Below are 24,345 nucleotides of genomic sequence, written 5' to 3'. Positions count from 1 at the left end.
TTTATTTTAGCATGATTTATAACGGCTTCTCAGGTGCTTTTAGTGGTGTGATGGGCGTTTTATCATCGGTTTCATCGGTATTTTGCGCTGGATGTAGTGAAAGCAGATACTTACCTAATGGTAGTCTTTTTTCTTCGAGTGTTTTAGGTGGTTGCGTTACAGAACTCATTTTCCCTAAGTGTGTAGTACTCACTTTTTCAGGAATAGGGGACTGGTTTTGAATCGTTAGAGCTCCACCTTCTGTATGATCCTCTGGGGAGATTAAATAAATAAGTGATTTTTGTGCAATATCAAGCGCATGCTGTTTTCTTTCTTGGCTTTGTAGGTAACCAACTAAGCTTTGATGATAACGACGAATATTCTCAACGTAACGATAAGCCTCGTGGCCACGTGCATAACCATAAGTGAGCTGTGAGTAATATTTTTTCTGTGTTAATAAAGGTAAACGGGCTTTTACGTCTAGCCACCGGTTAGGGTCTCCACCTAACATTTCAGTTAATTTACGTACATCCTGCATATGCCCATATCCCATATTATAGGCAGAAAGGGCGAACCAGATACGGTCATCCTCTTCGATGGTTTCAGGTAAACGTTCCATAATATAAGCAATATACGCGGCTCCACCCTTAATACTTTCTTCAGGGTCTAACCTGTCAGCAATACCCATTGTTGTTGCCGTTGGCTTGGTTAGCATCATCAACCCACGTACCCCCGTAGGCGAAGTTGCTAAAGGGTCCCAATGGGACTCTTGCCATGCGATAGCCGCTAACAATTTCCAGTCAATTACCTGAGCGTACTTTTCAAACAGCGGTTGATATTCGGGAAGTTTGTTATCAATTGCTTTTATAAATGCCATTGTGTCGAAATAATCGAAAGACTCTACATGACTAAAATATTTTTCATTAAGACGTGCGAGTAATTCGGTCTCATGGCTGAGATTAAAGAAATCAAGTAATGCAGCGTCTAAACTGTTTTCTTTGCTACGACGCATGTACCAAGTGATAGCGTGTTCATCCAATAAATCAAAAGCAACAGCAATTTGAGGGTGAATACGTTGCTGTAATGCAACTGCGATAGAGTCTTCTAATGTGTAGTCAACCTCGCCATCAGCAACCATTTCAAGGATTTGATTGGTATTGTATTTTGAGGTTTCCTCCCACTTTAGGTTTGGGTATTCTTTGGCCAGCGCCTTTAGTGTGCTTGCATGAGCGGTGCCAGCAGTAACCAATAATTTGCCGTTAATTTCATTGAAATTTTTAGGGCGATTGGTTCCTTTGCGATAAACAAGTTGTTGAGTGACATTGAGGTAACTAGGACCGGTTTTCGTTTTGGCTAAACGATCTTTGTTATATAACAAGCCCGCGACTGCGATATCAGCATCACCATTTTCAAGGTCATCGAATATTTGCTCGAATGTTGGGCGGATGGTTATTTTAAGCTTAACACCTAGGTATGAGGCAAAGCCTTGAGCCAACTCGTAGTCAAACCCACGCAGCTGTTTTTGCTCATCAATATAGATAAGTGGTGAGCTAACGGCACTAATACGTAATTCACCTTGAGAAATAATTTTATTAATTTGTGAATTTTGCGTATTGGGCCAACGGACGTTAAAACCGATGACCATAGTAGCCAGTAGCGCGATAACCACGACAATTAAATAGTTAACTTTTAAGTTATTCAAATAATAGTTTCTCGTGCATTGACTGGTGCTATACATCAATAAAGAGTATGGCTAAATATGGTTATAATTCCAGTAGTCGGCTATTTTGCTCAACATTTAGGAACGGTGCAACCTATATTATCGTATTTAGCACAGAATAATATTTAACTAATCGCTTCCTTTTTAATCACGCAAACGGTTTCGTATTGATGAACATTGCTCTATAATGTGTTCCGGTTTCCCTGCTTTCATGTTCAGGGCTGGCGTTTAAAAGAGAGAAATTAAGACGATGGAAATTTTGCGTGGTTCACCTGCTCTATCAGCATTTCGTATTACCCGCCTTTTGGCGCTGTTTGCAGAAAAACAGCTTCCTGTCACGGATATCTATGCTGAATATATGCACTTTGCTGAATTATCGGCGCCGTTGAGTGATAGCGAGCAAGGCAAACTAAGCAGTTTGTTAAAGTATGGTCCTTCTCTGGCAGAGCACGACCCATTCGGTAAGCTTATTTTAGTCACCCCTCGTCCGGGTACTATCTCTCCATGGTCTTCAAAAGCAACGGATATTGCCCATAACTGTGGCCTTAGCCAAGTAAAGCGTATCGAGCGTGGGGTTGCTTACTATGTTCAAGGTGGTGAACTGACCCAAGAACAGTGGCATGAAGTGATCGCGGCTTTGCACGATCGCATGATGGAAAGCATTTTCTCTTCTTTTGAACAAGCGAGTGCATTATTTGTGCAGCAGCAGCCGGCACCAATGAAATCCATTGATGTGATTACGGGGGGCCGTCTTGCATTGGATACAGCAAACAGGGAAATGGGCCTAGCGTTAGCTGATGACGAAATTGATTACCTGCTAGATGCCTTTATTGGGTTAGAGCGTAACCCAACGGATGTTGAACTATACATGTTTGCTCAAGCAAATTCAGAACATTGTCGCCACAAAATCTTTAATGCGGATTGGGTGATTGATGGTGAAGAACAGCCTAAATCGCTGTTTAAAATGATTAAAAATACGTTTGAAAAAACACCTGACCACGTTTTATCGGCATATAAAGATAACGCAGCCGTGATGGAAGGCTCGCCTGTTGGTCGTTTCTTCCCTGAGCCCGAAGGGCGCACTTACCGCTACCACCAAGAAGATGCTCATATCTTAATGAAAGTGGAAACCCATAACCACCCAACAGCGATTTCGCCTTGGCCAGGAGCAGCAACAGGCTCTGGTGGTGAAATTCGTGATGAAGGCGCAACAGGTCGCGGCGCGAAGCCAAAAGCGGGCTTAGTCGGTTTTTCGGTTTCTAACCTACGTATTCCTGGTTTTGAACAGCCTTGGGAAGAAGATTTTGGTAAGCCAGAGCGCATTGTGACCGCTTTGGATATTATGATGGAAGGGCCATTAGGGGGGGCGGCATTTAACAATGAGTTTGGCCGTCCTGCGTTATTAGGCTATTTCCGTACTTATGAAGAAAAGGTCAATAGCCACAATGGTGAAGAGTTACGTGGTTATCATAAACCCATTATGTTGGCAGGCGGCATAGGGAATATCCGTGCAGACCACGTACAAAAAGGTGAAATTACGGTCGGTGCTAAGCTCATTGTACTGGGTGGCCCTTCAATGAATATTGGGTTAGGTGGTGGAGCCGCTTCATCCATGGCATCAGGCCAATCCGATGCGGACCTCGATTTTGCTTCAGTACAGCGTGATAACGCTGAAATGGAACGCCGTTGCCAAGAAGTGATCGACCGTTGCTGGCAGCTTGGCGACGATAACCCTATCTTATTTATCCATGACGTAGGTGCGGGTGGTTTATCGAATGCCATGCCTGAGCTGGTGAATGATGGTGGCCGTGGTGGGCGTTTTGAATTACGTAAGATCCTGAATGATGAGCCAGGTATGAGCCCGCTAGAAGTTTGGTGTAATGAGTCACAAGAACGTTATGTCATGGCGGTTTCACCTGAGCAACTTCCTGTATTTACTGCGATTTGTGAACGTGAACGGGCACCGTTCGCCGTCATTGGGGAAGCCACTGAAGAGCGTCATTTAACGCTGAATGATGAACATTTTGCAAACCAGCCGATTGATATGCCACTGGATGTTTTATTAGGCAAAACACCCAAAATGTTGCGTGATGTGAAAACATTAAAGGCAGAGCCAGATTCATTAGACAGAACGGCGATTAATTTAAATGAAGCGGTAAAACGTGTTCTGCATTTACCCGCTGTAGCTGAAAAAACATTCTTAATTACCATAGGGGATCGCACCGTTACAGGTATGGTTGCCCGTGATCAGATGGTTGGCCCATGGCAGATCCCTGTCGCTGATTGTGCGGTCACGGCTGCGAGTTTAGATAGCTACTACGGGGAGTCCATGTCAATTGGTGAAAGAACGCCAGTGGCTTTAGTGGATTTCGCCGCGTCGGCGCGTATGGCGGTAGGTGAAGCCTTAACTAACTTAGCATGCTCTTATGTGCAAGATCTTAAACGTGTAAAACTTTCTGCAAACTGGATGGCAGCAGCCGGGCACCCAGGGGAAGATGCCGGTTTATATGAAGCGGTTAAAGCGGTAGGGGAAGAGCTTTGCCCTGCGTTAGGGTTAACCATCCCTGTTGGTAAAGACTCTATGTCAATGAAAACGCGTTGGCAGCAGGATGGTGAAGAGCGTGAAATGACATCGCCACTTTCCTTGGTGATCAGCGCATTTGGGCGTGTTGAAGATGTTCGCTTAACCGTGACACCTGAATTAAAAACAATTAAAGATAATGCCTTGTTATTGATTGACCTTGGGCAAGGTAATAACGCATTAGGCGGTTCTGCGCTAGCACAGGTATATCGTCAATTAGGTAATAAAGCCCCGGATGTACGCAATCCAGAAGTATTGCTTGGCTTCTTTAATACCATTCAGAAGTTATTATCAGAGCAAAAATTATTAGCCTACCATGACCGCTCAGATGGTGGCTTATTCGTCACGTTAGTGGAAATGGCTTTTGCGGGTCACTGCGGTATAAATGTCGATATCAGTTCATTCGATGAAGATACCTTAGCGGCATTATTTAACGAAGAGTTAGGCGCGGTCATTCAAGTTAATGAAGCGGATAGAGCGTATGTGGCAGAATGCTTTGAGCAAGCAGGGCTTGCAGGCTGTGTTCATTATTTAGGTGCTGCAATACAGGATGATGTCGTGATCATCAATAGCCGTGACACGGTTGTGTATCGTGAGTCTCGTAGCTTATTACGTCAATGGTGGGCTGAAACCACTTGGCAAATGCAGCGCTTGCGCGATAACGAAGTGTGTGCAGACGAAGAACATGCGATGAAGCAGGATAATCAAGACCCTGGCTTGAATGTGAAACTGACTTATGACATTGAAGAAGACATTGCAGCGCCGTTTATTTTGTCAGGCGTGCGTCCTAAAGTGGCTGTTTTACGTGAACAAGGCGTGAACTCCCATGTGGAAATGGCTGCCGCTTTCGACCGTGCTGGTTTCGATGCGGTTGATGTGCATATGAGTGATTTACTTGCGGGTAACTTGTCTTTGGAGCAATTCCAAACGTTAGTGGCTTGTGGCGGTTTCTCTTATGGGGACGTATTAGGTGCAGGCGAGGGTTGGGCAAAATCTATTCTGTTCAATAATAAAGTCCGTGATGAATTTGCTGCGTTCTTTAACCGTGCAGACACTTTATCATTGGGAGTATGTAATGGCTGCCAGATGATGTCGAACTTGCATTCGCTTATCCCAGGTGCTGAGTTCTGGCCGCGTTTTGTGCGTAACCGTTCTGAACGTTTTGAAGCGCGTTTTAGCTTAGTTGAAATAGCAAAAAGCCCATCGCTGTTACTGCAAGACATGGCGGGCTCTCGTATGCCAATAGCGGTTTCTCATGGTGAAGGTCAAGTGGAAGCACGTGCAGCCGCGCATTTACAGCAACTAGAAGATAATGGGCTGGTGGCAATGCGCTTCGTAAATAACTATGGCCAAGTGACCGAGCAATACCCAGCGAATCCGAATGGCTCAGTTAATGGTATTACGTCGGTGACCTCAACAGATGGCCGAGCAACGATCATGATGCCGCACCCTGAGCGTGTTTTCCGTACTGTGAGCAATTCATGGCACCCTGAAAATTGGGGAGAAGACAGCCCGTGGATGCGCATTTTCCGTAATGCACGTAAGCAATTAGGCTAATTCGCATTTAAGCAATTAGTCTCTAAGCAAATTAGTCTTTACGCTAATTTGAATACAAGCACCCTATCATGAGGTATAAAGCCAAAATGATAGGGTGCTTTTTTATTATTTAAATATTAATTAATTTTTAATTTATTTTGTGAATGAATTTTTTGATATATCAGATTAACTTTTTAATTAAAAAATAAATTAAATGTTAAATTGTTGAGTGTTAAATAGTGCTAAGACAGTGAATGGCTTAGTGATTTATATTCATGGCAATTTTAAGCGAGTTAATATGGATGCTATAAATAAATTAAAAATGGGAATGTCTTTCGAAAATGAAATTGATGCTTCAAATTACATTGATAAAAAATCAATATATATTAATTTAATGAAGAATGACCTTCATTTAAGTAAGGATAAAGGGCATGAAATTAAATTGGCGAAGACTAAAAATGTTATTTTTTCAGGGAGTATAAAATCAAATTTATTTATAAAAGGGAATAAAGAAAATAATGTATTAGATGCAGGTGAGATGAAAGCCTCGATGAATGGATATGATGGAAACGATCATCTTATTTTTCGGTCGGGGGTTGCGCGAGGTGGAGATGGCGATGATAGTTATTATCTGCGCCGTTATCAATGGACGAATATTAAAAACAAAAAAATAACTAAATTAAATGCAAGAATTGTTGAAAAAACAAAAAACCAGAGTGACGTTCACTTAGGTTATACGCTAAAGGAGATCGTTAATGTAAGGGCAGTGGATAATGACCTTGTATTAACAATTAAAACAAAATCGCCTTATAAAACCACAGATGTTTTAGAGTTGAATTTAACATTAAAAAATGTTTATCAGAACTCACCAGATGGAAAAGTATTAAAACATCATTATCAACTATATACTCATGATGGTTTCAGTTTAATACCTACGCCAATGAATCATGGAAATAAGACGAATTTTGATAAGATTTATGAGATTAGCTATTTTCAAGATAAAGATCACCTTAAAAGGCGAACTGAGAATGATAAAGTCATAATCAATCAAGAAATGAAAAATATGATTATTAATAATCAGGGGTATTCATCTCCAATATGGGGTTATTTTAATCCAAATGGGAATATTAAAAACTTAACGTACACAGGTAGTCATCGTGATGATAACTTAACTATGGTAAATAGAAATAGCTATATTATAGCAACAAAAGGGGATGATATTTATCAATTAAAACTGGGGGGGCTTGAACAATCGGAATTGACCATCGACCTTAGTAATATGAAAGGAAGAGATGGGCGCGATAATAGTATTTTTATAAAATTATTTGATGAATATGGAAAACAGTTACGTATAGGTGGTCAGTCAATATATTTTTCCAATATGTTTAATGATAAAAAATTGAATATCAAATTTATAGGCTATGAAAATACAGAATTCCAACATATATATGTAAAGGATGCGAATGATAATCTATTTAAGATAAATCTAAAGAAAGAAGGGCATGAAATAGTTACTGAAAAAAGACCCGATTTATTGACTCAACAATCTGATGAACTTTACCATAGAAGAGGAGAGACTTATCAAAATGCGATTATTAATGCATTAGATGGCGATGATATAATCTATAACTATAGTTATTTGGGTGTGATTGCTAATGGTGGAAATGGTAACGATAAAATCACTGCTTATGAAGGAATGAATGTTTTATATGGTGGTGCTGGGAATGATTTTGTCGAGGGTAGTATACAAGGGGATTTATTATTATCAGACTTAGGCAATGATACCTTAAATGGCAATGATGGTAATGACCACTATATTGTGGATGGTTCTAAAGGCCGTGGGATAACAGTTATTAATGATAACAATGGGATTAATAATATTCATTTAATGCATTTTAATGGGACATATAAAGAAATAGAAGAAAGTGGTGTACGGTATCAAGTTTTTACGTCAGTTTCAAAACTACGCGAGGTGAAAATAAAAAAAATATCTTCAGATGAAATAAATAAAAATCATATTCACCATTATCATAAACTTCCTGATAATATTCCAAATGATGTCAAAGAAAGTATGAGCCACATGGTCAGGTATCTGGCGGAGCATAAGCAATATTGGCAAAGAGAATCGCCATTATTACCATGGCAGCCGATGTTTGCTTTTAAAGGCTTTTTCGAAAACTCGAAGCACGCAATAATGGATTTATCTTTACCCGAGGTCCATATTAAAAAGGATTCAAAACCTTCTCAGTTAGTTATGCAATTCACAGGTCATCAACAAAAAATCATAGATGAAAGCCAACATGGACGAGTATTTAAAGCCAATATGGGCACAGGAAGTTTATCTATGACGCACAGTAAAGCTGGCCATAATGTCTTGTATGCAGAGGAAGGCAATATTGATTTATACGGTGGTGCTGGAAATGATGTACTTATCGCTAATGGCCATAGTGGGCTGTTGAGTGACCAAGAAGGGGAAAATATATTTATTGTTAATGGGGAGTTCAGCGGGTCGAGTGTTATTCGTCACTACAATGATAAAGATAGGATACACTTAATTAGCTTTAATAGAATACCGGAAATAATAGAACCTGATAACCAAACTGAAACAGTTCACTATATTTATAGCTCTGAGTCCGGTTATAAGCTCACACTTATCCAACACAAAAATAGTCAAGAGCCAGTCATTATTCATCATAATGTATTACCAGGAGCCCGAAAGTACACAACAGCGCAAAAACTTGAGTATTTAGTGAATACTTTAGCAGAAATGCGGTTGCAAGATGAATATATGAGCGGTGGAATTGATGATGTTGAAAAAATAAAGAGTCATTGGCAACCGACTCAACTTGTCAATAATTTTTTATCAAAAAGATAAGTATAAAAGAATATTAAGTAAATGATCGACTTGTTTTAACCTGATAGAGCGAAGACAATACGAAACCCTAACCTATTGATGGTATTAGGTTAGGGTGAGTATAGTGACTTAATTAAAGCTTATTAATTCCAAAAACGGTCAATCTGCTCTCTTAGTGCTTCTGCCGTTTTTTTACCTTTCTCACCGACTAATGCACGGCCTGCAATAAAGGCTTTCGCTTTGATACCGCTAAATAGATGAATGTCTTCAGGGACTATTCCGCCAGTAATTGAGAGCGCTAACCCTAAATCAGACAGTTTACGCATTTTTTCGATATCTTCATTTGCCCAGCCAATACCAGCAAGTTCGGCATCGCGAGAACGGTGATAAATCGCTTGTGAAATCCCAAGTTCGACCCAATTTTTGGCATCTTCAAACGTCCAATTACCATAGATTTCAATTTGGATTTCACGATTAAATTCATCGGCAACCTTTTTACAGGCAGCAATCGTGGCAATATGTGCTGCAGCTGAAACAGTGATCCAATCTGCACCTGCCTCAAATGCCATTTTCGACAAAATGGCTCCACCGTCGGTGGTTTTCATATCACAAACCAGAATGTGGTTGGGGTATTTTTGACGTAAAGTCGCGACCGCATTCATGCCTTCTGCAAAGGCTAAGATAGTACCCACTTCAATGATATCGACAAAAGTGTGTACATTTTCAGCCACTTCGAGGGCTGCGGGTAAGTTGGTTTGGTCTAAAGCAATTTGGATCAAAGGCTTTGTCATTGTGAATGTCCTAAAATATTTTCATGTATTAGACGCGCAAGGCCATCACCATTGTTATCTGTCGCACAAACAAAATCCGCATGGGATTTCACGGTGTCATCTGCATTTTTCATTGCAACGCCTAAGCCTGCTAGCTCAATCATGGAGATATCGTTGTGATTATCACCAACAGCAATAACTTGGTTTGAGTCATAACCCAGTGTGTTGAGATATTCAGCTAAACGCGTTCCTTTGTTATTGCCTTTTGCAGCAAAGTCGAAACGATTTGACCATGATTTTTCTGCATTAAAAGTGTGTTTTATCCAAGGCAAGTTTAAGAAGCGCTCTAACGTAGCGGGTTCACCTTCGACGACAAACTTCCAAATATAGTCAGCGTGCTGGACTTGTTCTTCAAATGAATCAATGCGATAAATTTTTGGCGGATGGGCCATGGTTGGGTTGTTAGCCCATTGCTCCATCGCGCTCATGTAATCGATAGGATCGATTTTTGAATACACCATGGCGTCGGTGATGTACATCACCATTTTTAGTTTGTCCTGTTGCGCCAGTTCAATAAAAGTAAGCGCATTCTCTTTGGTAAGGGCATTGTGCGTGATAACTTTTTCATTTTGGTAATCATAGATATAAGTACCATTGCAACAAATAATTGGCGTGGTTAAACCAAGCTCATCATAATAGGGGCGGGCCGCGGTGTGGTGGCGCCCTGTGACTATCATGACATGGCATTGCTTTGTTGCTTCATGGATCGCTTGTTTGACTGCGGGATGGATAGTGTGTTCTTGGGTTAAAACGGTGCCATCTAAGTCAAGCGCTAATACTTTATACATGGTTGATTACCTCTATCGCTAATTAATGATTCTTTTTATTATCATTAAATTAGCATAATGCTTGATCAATAACCTGATAAACATCATCAATGGTGCGGCAGCGACGTAATTTATCAAGGTCGACACCGGTTTCACTGTCCTCATCATCGAGGACGCGAGTCACTTCCATCAAGCCTTCCATATGTTCATCTGATGAACTACCTGCTAAGGTGATCAGTACATCAACGGGTTCATCTTCACCCTCAAAAATAATCGGTTTTTCTAGTGTGACTAAAGCAAAGGCGGTTTTTAGTACACCATCTTCAGGCCTAGCGTGGGGAAGGGCCAAGTTAGGCGCGATGCAAATATAAGGGCCGAGCTTTTCGACGCTGCTGATGATTGCCGCATGATAGCTGGGTTTGATGGCACCCGAAGCGATGAGCAGGTCTGTACCTATTTTGATAGCATCACGCCAGTTATCAGCGGATGCTTGCAGCTGTATTGAATGATTGTCGATTAGTGATTGTTTAAATCCCATCATTGCGTTCCTATTTTTAATGTTAAGGAAGTCGATACCGTCGTGAGCGATATCGATCCCTATGACTTAGGCTATTTATTTCCGATAAAATTGGTATGTATGATATCGAGTAGTTCATCACCGAAGGAGTTGGGGTTGAGCATATTTTGTACGCCAAGAATAAACTTACCCTCACCTGGATCCATTTCTGAGCTTAAATGCTTAGAAGAGACAATAATGTCAGTTGCTGTTAATTTCGATTTATAGTCAGATACTGCGCAAGAATCCATGATGTGTGGGATCCCTTTTTTCTCAAGATACTGGCCAATTTTCATTTTCATCATCATGGACGAGCCTTGCCCATTACCGCAGACAGCTAAAATACGTACGGGTTTAGCACTATGATGCTCAATAGGGGTTGTTTCGGTTTCTTCGCTAGTATTAACGACCGGTTCGCTTGTGCTCTCGGCATCTTCTTCGGCCCGTAATTTCTTCGCTGCAAAATACATATAGACAACGGCTAAGGCGACAACCACAAAGAAGAACATTTTAGAGAACGACAACCCTTGCATAATGACAGGGAAGGCGAGTGCCCAGTCGGCCATACCCATCCAACCACTGAAGTCAGTGCCTTGGCTGTTAATTAAGCTAATTGCCCAAGCAGAACCCAATACTTCGATGACCCCCATCACAAAACACACTTTCATGACCGCTTTCCAACCGCCAAAGTGGTTTGCAAAGATACCGATAGTGGCATTGGAGAAAAACATTGGGATAAAACCGGGGATAATCATAATTGGCGAGTTAAATGCCAACATACCCAGAACGGCAACAAATTGCCCAATCGCCCCCCACATAAAGCCAAATACCATGGCATTAGGGGAGAATGCATAGATTGCTGCACAATCGATGGCGAGCACTGCGTTAGGAATGACTCGCTCGGAAATCCCTTTAAAGGCCTCAGAAAGCTCGGCAACAAACATTCGCACGCCAGTGACAATGATTTGGATAGCCACGGCAAATTTTAGACCGGTTTCAATAATATAAATGGTCCAGTGGGTGGTCCCTGCCATGGTTTGTAGGTTGGGAATACCAAAGGAAATTAAGATCACACCAAAGAATAAGGTCATTACAATGGCGGTGGCGGAAATGCTGTCATGGAAGATATGTAACCATTTCGGCAGTTTCAAGTTATCAACGCTATCTTTTTTATCGCCGAGTTTAGGTGCAACTTTCGTGGCTATCCAAGAGGCAAATTGTTGCTGGTGGCCGATAGAAAAACCTGCTCCACCCGTGACTTCTTGTGTTGGCTTGAACATAATATTGGAGGAAATCCCCCAATACAGTGCCATTAAAACTGAGGAATATAGAATAGTTTCCCACATGCTTGAACCGAGAACAAAATAGAAAACCGCGATCAAGCCTGCTTGTTGAAACATAATATGCCCCGTCAACATTATGGTACGAATACCCGTCACGCGGCGAAAAAGGACTAAAAGAATGTTAAGGGCGAGGGCTAATAAAACGGTATAGCCCACCCAAGAGTAGTTATCACCCATCGCTTCCATTGTCGCCATCATTGACGTATATGGGGCAATAACTGAGCCTGTCAGCCCGTGGTATTCAGACATTTTTTCAATGACGGGTTTAAAGCTGGAAACTAAGGTACTAGCCCCCACGCCGACTAGCATAAAACCAACAATTGTTTTGATTGTACCCTTGAGAATGGTCGTGCCATCGCGCTTTAATAGCCAATAACCAATAAATGTGACTAAGCCTAATAATAGAGGCGCTTTTGTCATTACTTGGCTGTAAAAAATATAGAAAGCGTCGTATAAAAAATCCATATTTTTACCTCTAATCAAATTGTATTTGTAATTTATCTGGGTCAGAGATGATTCATATTGATCGTATCTGGTGTTATTGCGATATAATCATTTAAAGCGGTCAAACAGTCTCGCAAAAATCAAATGTGATCATATATAATCACGAATTGCTCTTTTGTGATTGTTTGCATTTGTCTGTTTTTTTACCAGTAAAAAAATAAATAAATGGCGACTTGATCACGTAAAATTTAAATTATCCATATATATCAATGAGTTTGTTTTATTTGTGTCAAATGTTGTGTTTTTGCCTGTGCAAAGGTTGACAACATTAGATGAGATAAATAGAATCAAAACTAATCACTAATAATCATTTTGAATCATTTGTCATCATGGTGGTGATTATTAACAAATAAGGCGATGATTATGAATGAAGTGCAAAGACACAATGAAATATTGTCGTTATTGGAAACACATCGAGTGATCAATGTTTCTCATATTACTGAAAAATTTAGTGTGTCGCCTGCAACTGCTCGTCGTGATATTTCAAAGTTAGATGAGCAAGGTAAATTGCGAAAAGTCCGTAATGGTGCTGAACGTATTGAAAACAAAAAACGTAAGTGGACACCATTAAATATTAACAGTACAGAGCACTATGAAGAAAAATCAGAAATCGCGATTAAAGCCGCGGAACTTTGTCTTCCGGGGGAAAGTGCTGTTATTAACTGCGGTTCAACCGCATTTATGTTAGGGCAGCAATTGTGCGGGAAAAACGTGCAAATTGTGACGAATTATTTTCCATTAGCGAGTTATTTGATTGACCAAGACCATGATGACGTAATTTTAATCGGTGGGCAATATAATAAGGCTCAGAATATCTTTTTAAACCCAGCATTGAATACGTTAATGGGTTATGCAGGTAACTGGATGTTCACTTCAGGTAAAGGATTAACGGAGGCCGGTTTATACAAAGCTGACATGCTAACCGCGGTAGCAGAACAGCAAATGCTTGACCAAATTGATAAATTAGTCGTTGTTGTAGACAGTTCCAAAGTGGGTCATCGAACCGGAATGCTATTTTGCCCAGCGAATAAGATAGATGTTCTTATCACTGGGAAGAATGCCAACGCTGAAGTTATCAAAGCGATTGCCGCACAGGGCACGCGAGTGATACTGGTGTAACTCCGTCGAATAGATGACTTTTAAAATTTAAACAAATTCTGCCGCTATGCCTTAATTTCTCGATTAAGGCATCGGGCTCCCTACGTCTAAAATTCTGGAAAAAGGTATTATTACTATGAGCAAAGTAAATGAAATCACACGTGAATCTTGGATTTTAAGTACGTTTCCTGAGTGGGGAACGTGGCTAAATGAAGAAATTGAAAAAACGATTGTTGAACCTAATACCTTTTCAATGTGGTGGCTAGGGTGCACAGGAATTTGGTTAAAAAGTGAGGGAAATACCAATGTTTGTATCGATTTTTGGTGTGGAACAGGGAAAAAAACGCAAAAGAATCCACTCATGAATAAGCAACACCAAATGATGCGTATGGGTGGTGTTGAAGCGCTACAACCAAACTTACGTACTGCGATTTTTCCTCTCGACCCGTTTGCCATTAAAGAGGTTGATGCGATTTTAGCGTCCCATGACCATGCTGACCATATCGATGTCAACGTTGCTGCTGCGGTTATGCAAAACTGCGGTGATCACGTTAAATTTATAGGTCCACAAGCTTGCGTGGATTTATGGACTAAGTGGGGCGTACCCGCAGAGCGCTGTGTGGTCGCCAAAGTGGGGGATGTGATTGATATCGGTGATATGAAAATCCGTGTATTAGATTCATTCGATCGTACTGCGTTAGTGACATTGCCACAGGGCGTTTCTTCTTATGATAAGCAAATTTTAGATGGTATGGATTCACGTGCAGTGAATTACCTGATTGAAACCACTGGTGGTTCTCTGTATCACTCTGGTGACTCGCATTATTCAAACTATTATGCAGCTCATGGTAACCGTTACAATATTGATGTGGCATTGCTTTCTTATGGTGAGAACCCACGTGGTGTGACGGATAAAATGACGTCATCCGATATTTTACGTGCAGCAGAGTCATTGGATTGCGAACGTGTTATTCCATTCCACCATGATATTTGGGCGAACTTCCAAAACGACCCACGTGAAATTGAAGTCTTGTGGAATATGAAAAAAGAGCGTCTGCAATATAAATTTGCGCCGTTCTTCTGGCAAGTAGGTGGAAAATACACTTATCCAACGGATAAAGGCCGTATGCATTATCAACATTTCCGCGGCTTTAACGATATATTTAAAAATGAACCTGAATTGCCCTATAAAGCGTTTTTATAATTAATCTTGCTATTAAAAGCAGCGTTTAAGAAAACTTAGGCGCTGTTTTTTTATTGCATTTAGAAATATACATTCAAATAATATGTATTACCAATATGTTTATTATCTATGTGGTGTTATTTTTTATTAATCGACTGGTGTTGACTACCTTAATTTAATATTTTCTAATAATAGCGTTATCAATTTAGATAACCATGTGATTAAATTAAATTAAATTAAATTAAATTTATTAGAGGTGGAAATATGAAGAATGAAATAATATTGCATGACTTAATGTTTTAATTTTTGATACAAAAAAAAGGAAAATCCCACATTTCGTTTCCACAGTGACATCTAATAAAACAAATAAGAGAATAGCATTAGTTGTGAGGTATAATGAAGAAAATTAAAATACTTCTTTGTGCTATTTTAATATCTTTCATATGGGGGAGTGCATTTCCTATATCAAAATTAGCGATTGACCAAGTAGGTGTCTGGGCTTTTAGAATTTACTCACTAATTATTTCAGTTGTTTTTTTGTGTTTTGCTTTTTTCTTTTTTAGTCGATGTCGGTTTAATTTTCGGGATTTTGTAAAAAGTATCCCACTTGGTTTTTTAAATGTTTTTTTAGTTCCTATATTAAATAGTTTAGCGTTAAAGTATACAGAAGCGGTAAAGGCATCTGTACTTGTTTATACAATGCCAGTAATGGCAACAGTTATATTGGGTGTAATGAATAAATATATTGAAACTAAGTCAGTATTTGTATCTTTGTTATGCATTAGTGGTATTTTTATCTTTATATCACCAGTTGGTATAAGTATTGGTGAAATGATAATTTTATTAAGTGCATTTATGTGGGCACTAGGAACTATTTTATCTGAAAAAATCACCATGAAAACAAATCTAACTTCAAAAGTATTTTATCAAAATATAGTCTCATTTATTTTTCTTGTTTTATTAATTCCATTTTTAAATGTTGATTTAAACATATTGAGTAATATACATTCTGAATTTTTTATGAGTGTATATATACCAATTATCTATATAGGGATAGCTAATGGCGTGATTGTTTATGTTCTTTGGTATTATATGATAGGGTATGGTGGCGCAAAGCTTTCATCATACTCAATTCTTATTTCACCAATCATTAGTGTGATGATTTCATCCTATCTTTTAGATGAGTCAATGACAATTTCGATGATAATCGGTATGTTATTTATTTTGTTAAGTATGTTAATTGTACTTTCAGAAAAAAATAAAAATTGATATTGAAGTCACCGATAATATGCTTTTAGTGATTATTTTCTTATGAAGCACATTCCCCCTCCACCCTTATAGGGGAATGTGCTATTCACAATGCTAAGTTTTCCTTGTTATCTAATGACATTTAGTATTATTCAAAGAGTGGGATCTTACTCAAGAATAAACATGCCGTATGGGTGGATCTGCAAATAAAGGTTTTCCCCAACAGAAGGTTGTAATTGAGTGGCATTGATTTGCAGCAACATTGATTGATCATGCCAATCAACAGTAACCTCATATTGAGGCCCCATATAAGCAACATGAGTCACTGTACAGCGTTGGCTGTCTTCACCTTGTAAACTCAGCGTGATGGCTTCAGGACGAACCCCCACAGTCACTGCGGTTTTATCAGTTACAAATTGTTCTGGGCGTGGTAAGCGATAATTGAAAATATCCACAGAATCCGCACTGAGTGTTGCAGGGAAAATATTCGCATCGCCCATAAAGCTCGCCATAAATTTTGAAGCTGGCTGGCGGTAGAGCTCTTGCGGTGAGCCTAGCTGCATGATTTTCCCTTTATTCATGACCAACACCATGTCCGACACCGCAAAGGCCTCGCTTTGGTCATGGGTAACATACAAAGAGGTGATATTAAACTGTTGCTGCAATTCACGGATTTTTTCACGCATGCTACGACGTAAATTTGCATCTAAGTTACTCAATGGCTCATCAAATAACAGGACTTTGGGTTTAAGGATCAATGCACGAGCCAAAGCGACACGTTGTTGCTGTCCCCCAGAAATTTGGTCGACGAAACGGTCAGCAAAACCGGCTAAATCCACTAATTCTAATGCCTCGTCAACTCGCTTTTTGATTTCGGCTTTGGGTAATCCTAACATTTTTAAGCCATAACCCACGTTGTCCCCCAAGGACATATGGGGGAACAGGGCATAGGATTGGAAAACCATACAGATATCGCGTTGTTGAATGGAACGGTCAGTTACATCTTCACCGTCAATAAACATACGGCCTTCCGTGGGTTTTTCTAAACCAGCCACTAAGCGTAATACGGTGGTTTTACCGCAACCTGATGGGCCGAGTAGGGTCACCATGCTACCTTGCGGAATGGAAAGACTTAAATCATCGATGACGGTATTGTTGCCAAAGCGTTTAGTCACATTTTTTAGTTCAACAAAATGATGTTGTGTCATGTCAGTTACTCCGTGATTACTCTGCATTTTTGGCTTTGGAACGTGAAACACGGGCTTCGCCAATCAAATAGTCAAATAAGAAAATAATTGCCAACATTACGACAATCAGGATTGAGCCATAGGCAATGGCAACGCCATATTCACCGTCTTCGACACGGTTTAAGATATAGGCCGTTGCGACGCGAGTATCTGGTGTAACCAAGAACACAATCGCACTGACCGTGGTGATTGCACGGACAAAGCTATAAATCAGGGCCGAGAGAATAGCTGGGCGCAGCAATGGCAATAGGATAAAGAAGATGGTACGCATTGAACCCGCTCGTAAGCTGAGTGACGCTTCATCCAATGATTTATCAATTTGGCCTAAACCTGCGATACCCGCACGGATCCCGACAGGAACATTTCGCATAGTCATCGAAATAATAACGATAGCGGCTGTTCCCGTTAAATAGAACGGTGAGTCGTTAAAGGCTAAAATGTATGACACACCTGCCACGGTACCCGGAACCGCAAAGCACAGCATCGTCGTGAATTCGATGGTCTTTTTACCACGGAAGTCTTGGCGAACCACGATATAGGCAATCAGTAAACCAAGGATCGCAGTAATAGGTGCGGCAATACCCGCGTACAGAAGGGTATCCAACAATGACGGCCATGCCCCATCGCTCATGCCTTGACCAAATAATTTAATAAAGTTATCAAAGGTTAAGGTGTAGTCAACGCCCCAGTTAACAGTGAAACTACCGTAGAAAATACTGCCGTATAACAAGACGTTAAATGCAACCCAAATGGCTAAAAACGTTGTTACAGTGGCAATTAATGACGTTGGTAACGGCTGGACATCACCACGGTAAGATTTCCCTGACACGGTGACGTAGGAGCGTTTGCCTATCCACATATACTGAACGCAGAATACTAATAATGAGAACACTAATAGTGACGCACCCAAGGTACTAGCGGCTTGATAGTCCAGCTGTGAACCGGTGATATAGAAGTAAATTTGCGTTGCGAGTACGTCGAAGTTACCGCCTAAAACCAGCGGATTACTAAAGTCAGCCAATGATTGCACGATAACGATTAAAAATGCGTTTGCCAAAGCAGGTTTCAGTAATGGCATAAATACATTAAAGAATGTCTGGTAGCGGTTGGCTCGTAAAGTATAAGACGCTTCTTCTAAAGATGGGTGAATGGTTTTAATCGCACCATCTAGAATCATGAATGACATTGGTGTGAAGGCAAGAACTTGTGCTAACCAAATTCCGGTAAAGCCATACAGCCAGTTGGTATTTTCAAGGCCCATATAGGCCGCAAGGAATTCAGTAATATACCCTGAGCGCCCCATCATTAAGGTGACTCCGAGACCAACGACAAATGGTGGAGTGACGATAGGCAAAATAGAAAAAACACGGCCAATAATCGCAGAGCGTTTAGCAATACGCGTGGTATAAATGGCTAAAATTAAACCAAAGAAAGTACAGCCAGCCCCTACTGCTAACGATAAAAATACTGAGTTAATAATAACTTGGACAATATGAGATTGTGTCAAAATTGCCACAAAGGCGAATGGCGCAAAGTCGCCATTTCCATCCGTAAACATCGGAATGAAAATAGCGACACTTGGGAACACAATAAACAGGGTTATCAACGCAACGACGGTGATCAGTGAGCCAATAACAAACTGGTCTCCACCGAGCCATTCAAGGCGAGTTAACGCCAATGTCATCACCATTCCCAAGGCGATAAATAGCACAATAGCGGAGTAACCTAACCCTTTTCCTTCAAAGTAGGAGGTTAAGATCACCAGTGCGGCGGTGATAACAGCTACGCTAATATCAAAGTAATGGCGTGTTTTGTGATAACGATCCGCTGGTGTTAACGGGCGAATAAATAAAATGGAAGGTAATAAATACCAAAGCCAGCTAATGTTTAGGCTACTCCAACCATAGGCCGCTATGATTTCGTCTTGTGTTGAATCAAGTACGCCATAATCTAGGCTCCAAGAAGGTAGTAGTGCGAAACCTAGCCAAGCAATCAGCAGCCAAAAAAAGATACTATCCTTTTTGGTTGGGGTCGATAAGGTTAGGGTTTGAGACATAGTTCCCCCTAAGCTCGTCATATTTTGCATTGTCACGGTGTGGGTTTCACTTTGCGACACCATAACAATACGCATAACTCGAAGCTTAATTAAATTAATTTTTTATTTTAGTTAAGTAAGTGCCCAGTGCGGCGCCTGAACGCCGCACTTAATGGCTATTTGCTCATTTTGACTTCGGTAACCCATTTATTGATAAGATCCTTACGGACGTCAGCATCTCCGTACTTATCCATATCGTAATTAATTAGGTTCAACTCATTGAGTTTTAATGAAATAGGCGAGGACTCCGCCGTTGTATTGGTTAAGATTTGGTAAGATTTACCCTCTTTCCAGCTCAGCTCTTGAGCTTCTTTCGATAAGACAAAATCAACGAACAGTTTCGCGTTATCCATATTTCGTGCATTTTTCAGAATACTGATCCCGCCGATTTCATAGCCAGTACCTTCGCATGGAGCGATAAGCTCTAATGGCGCACCGTTTTCCACTTCTAATGAATAATCATGTAAGAAGCCAATACCAATTGCCGACTCACCACGAGCCGCATTACGTGCCGGGGCAATACCTGACTTAGTATATTGAGAGATGTTTGAGTTTAATTTCTTTAGATAATCAAAGGCTTGCTCATTTCCCCATAATTGGTCGAAAGTAGCTAATGCGGTATAAGCAGTTCCTGAACTTTGCGGGTCTGCAATTTGAATTTCGCCTTTATACTCAGGCTTAGTTAAATCTTTCCAGCAAGTTGGAATGGGTAAGCCTTTCTCTTTTAAGCGATCTTTATTGACACCGAAACCTAAAATACCGATGTAAACAGCGGAAGAGTAGTTGCCTTTACGTTTTGCAGGGTCTTGGAACTGCGGCATGATCTCAGACAGATTTGGCGACTTGTATGGCTCAAGTAAATCCATTTCTCCTGCTTGTGAATGAGGGTCTAATGTACCGCCATACCACACGTCAGCCTGTGGGTTACGTTTTTCTGCTTCAATTTTGGCTAAAGTACTGCCAGAACCGTTACGGACAAACGTGGTTTTAACATCGTATTTTTTCGCAAAAGCTTGTGTTTCCGTTTCACACATGGCGTTAGTGGCGCTACAGTAGACAACTAAACGGCCTGCCGCATTTGCAGTGGTAGAAATAGCCGCTAGGGATAAACCCGCAGCGATAAGCGTAGAGAGAGTTTTCAGTTTCATTGTCAGTCCTTTATTCAGGTTTTATTATCAGAGGGTGAAACAGTGCCTGCTAAATGCTCTCGTTTGCTGACATTGGCAATCAAAAGTGGCATTAGCAGTAATCCCATCAAAGCCGCGGCACTCGTTAGTAAAGAAAACATTCCTGACCAACCATAGTGTGCAATGACTTGAGAGAGCGGCCATCCTGCGATTGCAGCGCCTAAATAGGCATACAAACCCAGATAGCCCGTTACCGCTCCAGCTGCTTTTTTATGACAATATTCTGTTGCAGCTAGACCGATTAACATTTGGGGTCCAAAAACAAAAAATCCGATAGCAAAGAAACATACAGCCAATAAAGCGTAGTGATGAATTGGCGTTAACCATAAGGCACTGACTGAAACACAAAGGCCCAATGAAAACAGCAGGATCATAGGTGCTCGTTGGCCACGAAATAGGATATCAGAGCCCCAACCCGAGCAGAGAGCACCTAATAATCCCCCCAATTCAAATAACGATAATGTGGCATTGGCACTGAGTAAGTTAGTGCCATGCTTTTCTGTTAACCATAAATTCCCCCAATCGTTTATCGCCATGCGAATGAGATAAACCAAAATATAGGAGAAACCCAGCAACCAAATCATACGGTTAAAAATAATGGCTTCTTTTAAAATCGTTAACATCGGCATGGGAGGGGACAAACGCTCTTGGCGCAACTCCAACACATCTTGTCGCCATTGCCCCACGCTTGGAAGCTGTTCTTCTTGTGGTGTGCCACGTAATTGGCGGCACAGCCATAACCCAATGATGACTCCAATAACGCCAGGGACAATTAATGCCATTTGCCAGCTGTATTGGGTTGCCAATAACGCCGTCAGCAAGGGTAGTGACATCCCCCCTAGGTTGATGGAAATATTCCACAGCCCCCACCAAAAGCCACGCTCATTGCGTGAATACCAGTGCGTTAGAATGCGTGCGCAAGGTGGCCAGCCCCAGCCTTGAAAAAAGCCATTTAGTGTCCATACGATCAATAACGCCGGAAACGATAAGCAATAGGCAAAAATAATATTGAGTAGCCCTGTCATCACTAAGCCGACACCCATAAACCAACGGTATCCGGTGATATCGTGGAAAATGCCCGATAAAAACTTAGAAATACCGTAGGTTAAATAAAATGCCGTCGCTATCCAGCCAATATCGCTTTTATCGAGAAACAGCTCGTTTTGCATGACAGGCATCACGAAGTTAAAACTCTTTCGCGTAAGGTAAAAAGTGGCATAACCAATAATCATTGATAGCATTAAGCGGCGACGCCAAAAACGATACGTGTTATCCAGACTCAAGGTGTCTTTACCTGTCATAGGGCGGTTTCTCTTGTTAGGCGAAATGTAATCAAGTTTTTAACAAAAAGGATGAGAGAAGGTATTAGGGGACTAGGAATTATTCCTAGTTTTGCGATGTTTTATCTCAAAATGTGGGCAAGTTAACACTTATTTGTGTTCCGTTTTGTGTGGTCAATGTCCAGTCACCGCCTAAGGCTCGAACTCGCTCCTCAATACCGCGCAAACCAAAGCCACTCGTGCGTTTGCTAAATGGAATGCCAACGCCATTGTCATCAACAACTAGCTGGATCGAGTCATCTATTTGCTTGAGAGATATGTGAATTTGTGTGGCTCTTGCATGTTTACTGATATTGTTAAGTAATTCTTGGACGAGGCGATAAAGTGTAAATAAAACCGTTTCATTGATCGGCGTTTCTTGTAAGCCATAATGAAAGTGACATTGAATATTATTCTGTGGAAAAGAAAATTCAGTAATTAAGTGCTTAAGTGCATTTTCAAGGGACATTTCATCCAATACGGGAGGGCGCAATTGGCGCAATAATTGCCGCGTAGATTGGTGAATTTGCTGAGCCAGTTCATTTATTTGGCTTGCAGCTTGGTGGCTGATGTCGTCAGACGCTGTTTTTTTCACTAGCATTGACTGAATTTGGATGGCAGTAATATTTTGCCCAATTTCATCATGCAACTCGCGAGCAATCGCTTTTTTGATATCTTCCTCGGTATGAACGAGTTGTAACATTAAGTCGCGTCGCGCTTTTAGCTCTTGCTCTAAGCGTTGTCGATAGCGCTGTAGGTTACTCGCCAGTTGTTTTTGTCGGCTAATTGCTATCCCAAGCCCAATGCCAATTAAGGCTTGGGAACTGAGAAACATTTCTAGCTCTTCTAAATCAACAAAGGCACCGTGAAATTGTCGTGCAAAAGTAATAATTAAACTACCTAATAATGCAGAAAGTACGCCCCCTTGCCAACCATAGCGATAAGCCATAAAAACATTAGGAATAAAGACGAGTAGGACAATTAACCGCTCAATTTCGGGGGCAAAAAAGACTTGGGCACTCAACCCGACGACACAGAATAGAAAACACCAAACTATTAAAGAGGTTCGTAATTGTTTATCTGGCGTTCCATAATCAAGGAGCATTTGGTAGTGCTGCTCGTGGAGATACTCATAAATGAGATAAACAAAAGGAGATAGGAGTATCCCTCCGGTGAATGTTGTTAGGAATAATTGGCTAATGGAATAAGATGATAACCCACTGAATAATAAAGCATGTAATACGCTATTTGCGGCAACACCAGCGAGTAATAATAATAATCGTTGCCAATATAACGTATAGCGCCACCAGATGTTTTGAATGACGAAAGCAACACCAAGACTTAATAATGGGGATAACAGTAAAACAGGCTGGAAGAGCAGTTGCTCTGATGATAACCAAAAATTTAATATTCCTTCGCTAAGTAGCAGTGTTGGCCAGTAGCGCCGCCAAAGGATAATCATCAAAGCTAGGCGCAAGCCTTGTGGTAGAAACAAAGTGGCTTGAAAACTGTTTTGACTTAAATAAAAGCCGATGATCCACAACCCAATCCATAACAGGGAGTAGGTAAAAAATAAAAAGATGGATTGTAGCGTTAACCGTAAGCTTTTATTCATGCCTGAATTACCTTGAAATTAGGTTATGCTCTAACGCGTAATGAACAAGGTCGATGGTATTTTCGCATTGTAATTTGCCTAAAATATTTGCGCGATGCACATGCACAGTTTTATGGCTTAGTTCAAGTTGCTCTGCGATAACCTTTACACTAAAGCCAGCGACTAATAAATCAAACACTTCCCGTTCTCGAGGCGTCAATTCCTGTAGGCTTTTTTGCTGTTGTGGTGAATGGCGTAGCGCTCGCATAGCATCGGCGCATAGGTAGCAGCCGCCTTGGTGCACTGAGCGAACTGCTTGGACTAATTCTTCAGGGCCACAACGTTTTGTTAAATAAGCGCTTGCACCTGCATCCAATGCGCTTTGTACAAAGGCTGGGGTATCATAAATGCTCAAGATAATGGTGCGAAAATCAGGTTTTTTTTGGCGTAACCGTGATAAAAGCTGTAAACCGTTTTCATCTGGCATTGAAATATCCATGATGGCGACATCAATGTCTAAATTAAGCAAATTAGGCCAAGCGTCTTGAGCACTGGCATATTGCCCGATAACCGAAATATCAGGTTCAAGTGTCAAAAGTTGTGCAAAACCAGAACGCACAACGATGTGGTCATCAACTAACGCGATTTTTATCATATTTTTATCAATTTGATGAGTAGGGTATTGGGAAATCTTATATCAATAT

16 protein-coding genes are annotated in these 24,345 nt (G+C 40.8%); 5 read left to right on the top strand and 11 right to left on the bottom strand.

Annotated features, from left to right (window positions below; translation table 11 throughout):
- Positions 1 to 16 precede the first annotated feature (16 nt).
- Entirely contained in the window at positions 17 to 1,681 is a 1,665-nt protein-coding gene (mltF, locus tag PSF42_RS15150; RefSeq protein WP_125892240.1) for a membrane-bound lytic murein transglycosylase MltF, read from the bottom strand.
- A 268-nt stretch (positions 1,682 to 1,949) separates the two neighbouring features.
- On the opposite strand from mltF, the gene purL reads away from it, so the two are divergent.
- Both purL and PSF42_RS15140 read left to right on the top strand, forming a co-directional pair.
- Complete coding sequence (purL, locus tag PSF42_RS15145) at positions 1,950 to 5,837, top strand: phosphoribosylformylglycinamidine synthase (RefSeq protein WP_272680311.1); 3,888 nt, start codon at positions 1,950 to 1,952, stop codon at positions 5,835 to 5,837.
- 277 nt (positions 5,838 to 6,114) lie between these two features.
- A complete protein-coding gene (locus PSF42_RS15140; RefSeq protein ID WP_272680310.1) occupies positions 6,115 to 8,691 on the top strand; it encodes a calcium-binding protein in 2,577 nt (858 codons plus the stop codon).
- Between the two features lie 122 nt (positions 8,692 to 8,813).
- Here PSF42_RS15140 and PSF42_RS15135 read toward each other — a convergent pair whose 3' ends face one another.
- The 4 genes from PSF42_RS15135 to PSF42_RS15120 form a co-directional block, all read right to left on the bottom strand.
- Positions 8,814 to 9,461 carry a 3-keto-L-gulonate-6-phosphate decarboxylase UlaD gene (locus tag PSF42_RS15135; RefSeq protein ID WP_272680309.1) on the bottom strand — a complete coding sequence of 216 codons (648 nt, stop codon included), beginning with the start codon at positions 9,459 to 9,461 and terminating at the stop codon, positions 8,814 to 8,816.
- Entirely contained in the window at positions 9,458 to 10,288 is an 831-nt protein-coding gene (locus PSF42_RS15130; RefSeq protein WP_272680308.1) for a Cof-type HAD-IIB family hydrolase, read from the bottom strand. The genes PSF42_RS15135 and PSF42_RS15130 overlap by 4 nt, the downstream gene beginning before the upstream one ends.
- 49 nt (positions 10,289 to 10,337) lie before the next feature.
- Positions 10,338 to 10,805, bottom strand: coding sequence for a PTS sugar transporter subunit IIA (locus PSF42_RS15125; protein WP_213913234.1), 468 nt, complete (start codon positions 10,803 to 10,805; stop codon positions 10,338 to 10,340).
- A 71-nt stretch (positions 10,806 to 10,876) separates the two neighbouring features.
- Complete coding sequence (locus PSF42_RS15120; RefSeq protein ID WP_272680307.1) at positions 10,877 to 12,631, bottom strand: PTS ascorbate-specific subunit IIBC; 1,755 nt, start codon at positions 12,629 to 12,631, stop codon at positions 10,877 to 10,879.
- 402 nt (positions 12,632 to 13,033) lie between these two features.
- On the opposite strand from PSF42_RS15120, the gene ulaR reads away from it, so the two are divergent.
- The 3 genes from ulaR to PSF42_RS15105 all read left to right on the top strand — a co-directional run bounded on the left by ulaR (position 13,034) and on the right by PSF42_RS15105 (position 16,220).
- Positions 13,034 to 13,789 (top strand): HTH-type transcriptional regulator UlaR, encoded by a 756-nt coding sequence (gene ulaR, locus PSF42_RS15115; protein ID WP_125892228.1) that lies wholly within the window; start codon positions 13,034 to 13,036, stop codon positions 13,787 to 13,789.
- A gap of 115 nt (positions 13,790 to 13,904) precedes the next feature.
- A complete protein-coding gene (gene ulaG, locus PSF42_RS15110) occupies positions 13,905 to 14,972 on the top strand; it encodes an L-ascorbate 6-phosphate lactonase (protein WP_272680306.1) in 1,068 nt (355 codons plus the stop codon).
- Between the two features lie 375 nt (positions 14,973 to 15,347).
- Positions 15,348 to 16,220, top strand: coding sequence for a DMT family transporter (locus PSF42_RS15105; RefSeq protein ID WP_272680305.1), 873 nt, complete (start codon positions 15,348 to 15,350; stop codon positions 16,218 to 16,220).
- 146 nt (positions 16,221 to 16,366) lie between these two features.
- On the opposite strand, the gene fbpC is transcribed toward PSF42_RS15105, so the two are convergent.
- The 6 genes from fbpC to PSF42_RS15075 all read right to left on the bottom strand — a co-directional run bounded on the left by fbpC (position 16,367) and on the right by PSF42_RS15075 (position 24,296).
- Positions 16,367 to 17,407, bottom strand: coding sequence for a ferric ABC transporter ATP-binding protein (gene fbpC, locus PSF42_RS15100; protein ID WP_272680304.1), 1,041 nt, complete (start codon positions 17,405 to 17,407; stop codon positions 16,367 to 16,369).
- A 16-nt stretch (positions 17,408 to 17,423) separates the two neighbouring features.
- The gene (locus tag PSF42_RS15095; protein ID WP_125892219.1) at positions 17,424 to 19,502 is read right to left on the bottom strand and encodes an ABC transporter permease; all 2,079 of its coding nucleotides are present in this window, start codon (positions 19,500 to 19,502) and stop codon (positions 17,424 to 17,426) included.
- Between the two features lie 155 nt (positions 19,503 to 19,657).
- Positions 19,658 to 20,689 (bottom strand): ABC transporter substrate-binding protein, encoded by a 1,032-nt coding sequence (locus PSF42_RS15090; protein WP_125892217.1) that lies wholly within the window; start codon positions 20,687 to 20,689, stop codon positions 19,658 to 19,660.
- Positions 20,690 to 20,703: 14 nt separating this feature from the next.
- Positions 20,704 to 22,029, bottom strand: a complete 1,326-nt coding sequence (uhpC, locus tag PSF42_RS15085; protein ID WP_213913166.1) for an MFS transporter family glucose-6-phosphate receptor UhpC — start codon at positions 22,027 to 22,029, stop codon at positions 20,704 to 20,706.
- 106 nt (positions 22,030 to 22,135) lie between these two features.
- Positions 22,136 to 23,662: an MASE1 domain-containing sensor histidine kinase gene (locus tag PSF42_RS15080; protein ID WP_272680303.1), complete on the bottom strand. Its 1,527-nt coding sequence runs from the start codon at positions 23,660 to 23,662 to the stop codon at positions 22,136 to 22,138.
- Between the two features lie 7 nt (positions 23,663 to 23,669).
- Positions 23,670 to 24,296, bottom strand: a complete 627-nt coding sequence (locus tag PSF42_RS15075; protein WP_125892211.1) for a response regulator transcription factor — start codon at positions 24,294 to 24,296, stop codon at positions 23,670 to 23,672.
- Between the last annotated feature and the right edge of the window lie 49 nt (positions 24,297 to 24,345).

It is taken from the genome of Providencia sp. PROV032, from assembly GCF_028484875.1.
Taxonomy (GTDB): Bacteria; Pseudomonadota; Gammaproteobacteria; order Enterobacterales; family Enterobacteriaceae; genus Providencia; species Providencia rettgeri_E.
Note: the sequence above shows the minus strand (reverse complement) of the source record. Positions and strands in the feature narration are given on the sequence as shown.

Bases quoted from the DNA above. Each gene is read 5' to 3' on its own strand.
- purL (WP_272680311.1), top strand. From the start codon at position 1,950: ATGGAAATTTTGCGTGGTTCACCTGCTCTATCAGCATTTCGTATTACC.
- PSF42_RS15140 (WP_272680310.1), top strand. From the start codon at position 6,115: ATGGATGCTATAAATAAATTAAAAATGGGAATGTCTTTCGAAAATGAA.
- PSF42_RS15135 (WP_272680309.1), bottom strand. From the start codon at position 9,461: ATGACAAAGCCTTTGATCCAAATTGCTTTAGACCAAACCAACTTACCC.
- PSF42_RS15130 (WP_272680308.1), bottom strand. From the start codon at position 10,288: ATGTATAAAGTATTAGCGCTTGACTTAGATGGCACCGTTTTAACCCAA.
- PSF42_RS15125 (WP_213913234.1), bottom strand. From the start codon at position 10,805: ATGGGATTTAAACAATCACTAATCGACAATCATTCAATACAGCTGCAA.
- PSF42_RS15120 (WP_272680307.1), bottom strand. From the start codon at position 12,631: ATGGATTTTTTATACGACGCTTTCTATATTTTTTACAGCCAAGTAATG.
- ulaR (WP_125892228.1), top strand. From the start codon at position 13,034: ATGAATGAAGTGCAAAGACACAATGAAATATTGTCGTTATTGGAAACA.
- ulaG (WP_272680306.1), top strand. From the start codon at position 13,905: ATGAGCAAAGTAAATGAAATCACACGTGAATCTTGGATTTTAAGTACG.
- PSF42_RS15105 (WP_272680305.1), top strand. From the start codon at position 15,348: ATGAAGAAAATTAAAATACTTCTTTGTGCTATTTTAATATCTTTCATA.
- fbpC (WP_272680304.1), bottom strand. From the start codon at position 17,407: ATGACACAACATCATTTTGTTGAACTAAAAAATGTGACTAAACGCTTT.
- PSF42_RS15095 (WP_125892219.1), bottom strand. From the start codon at position 19,502: ATGTCTCAAACCCTAACCTTATCGACCCCAACCAAAAAGGATAGTATC.
- PSF42_RS15090 (WP_125892217.1), bottom strand. From the start codon at position 20,689: ATGAAACTGAAAACTCTCTCTACGCTTATCGCTGCGGGTTTATCCCTA.
- uhpC (WP_213913166.1), bottom strand. From the start codon at position 22,029: ATGACAGGTAAAGACACCTTGAGTCTGGATAACACGTATCGTTTTTGG.
- PSF42_RS15080 (WP_272680303.1), bottom strand. From the start codon at position 23,662: ATGAATAAAAGCTTACGGTTAACGCTACAATCCATCTTTTTATTTTTT.
- PSF42_RS15075 (WP_125892211.1), bottom strand. From the start codon at position 24,296: ATGATAAAAATCGCGTTAGTTGATGACCACATCGTTGTGCGTTCTGGT.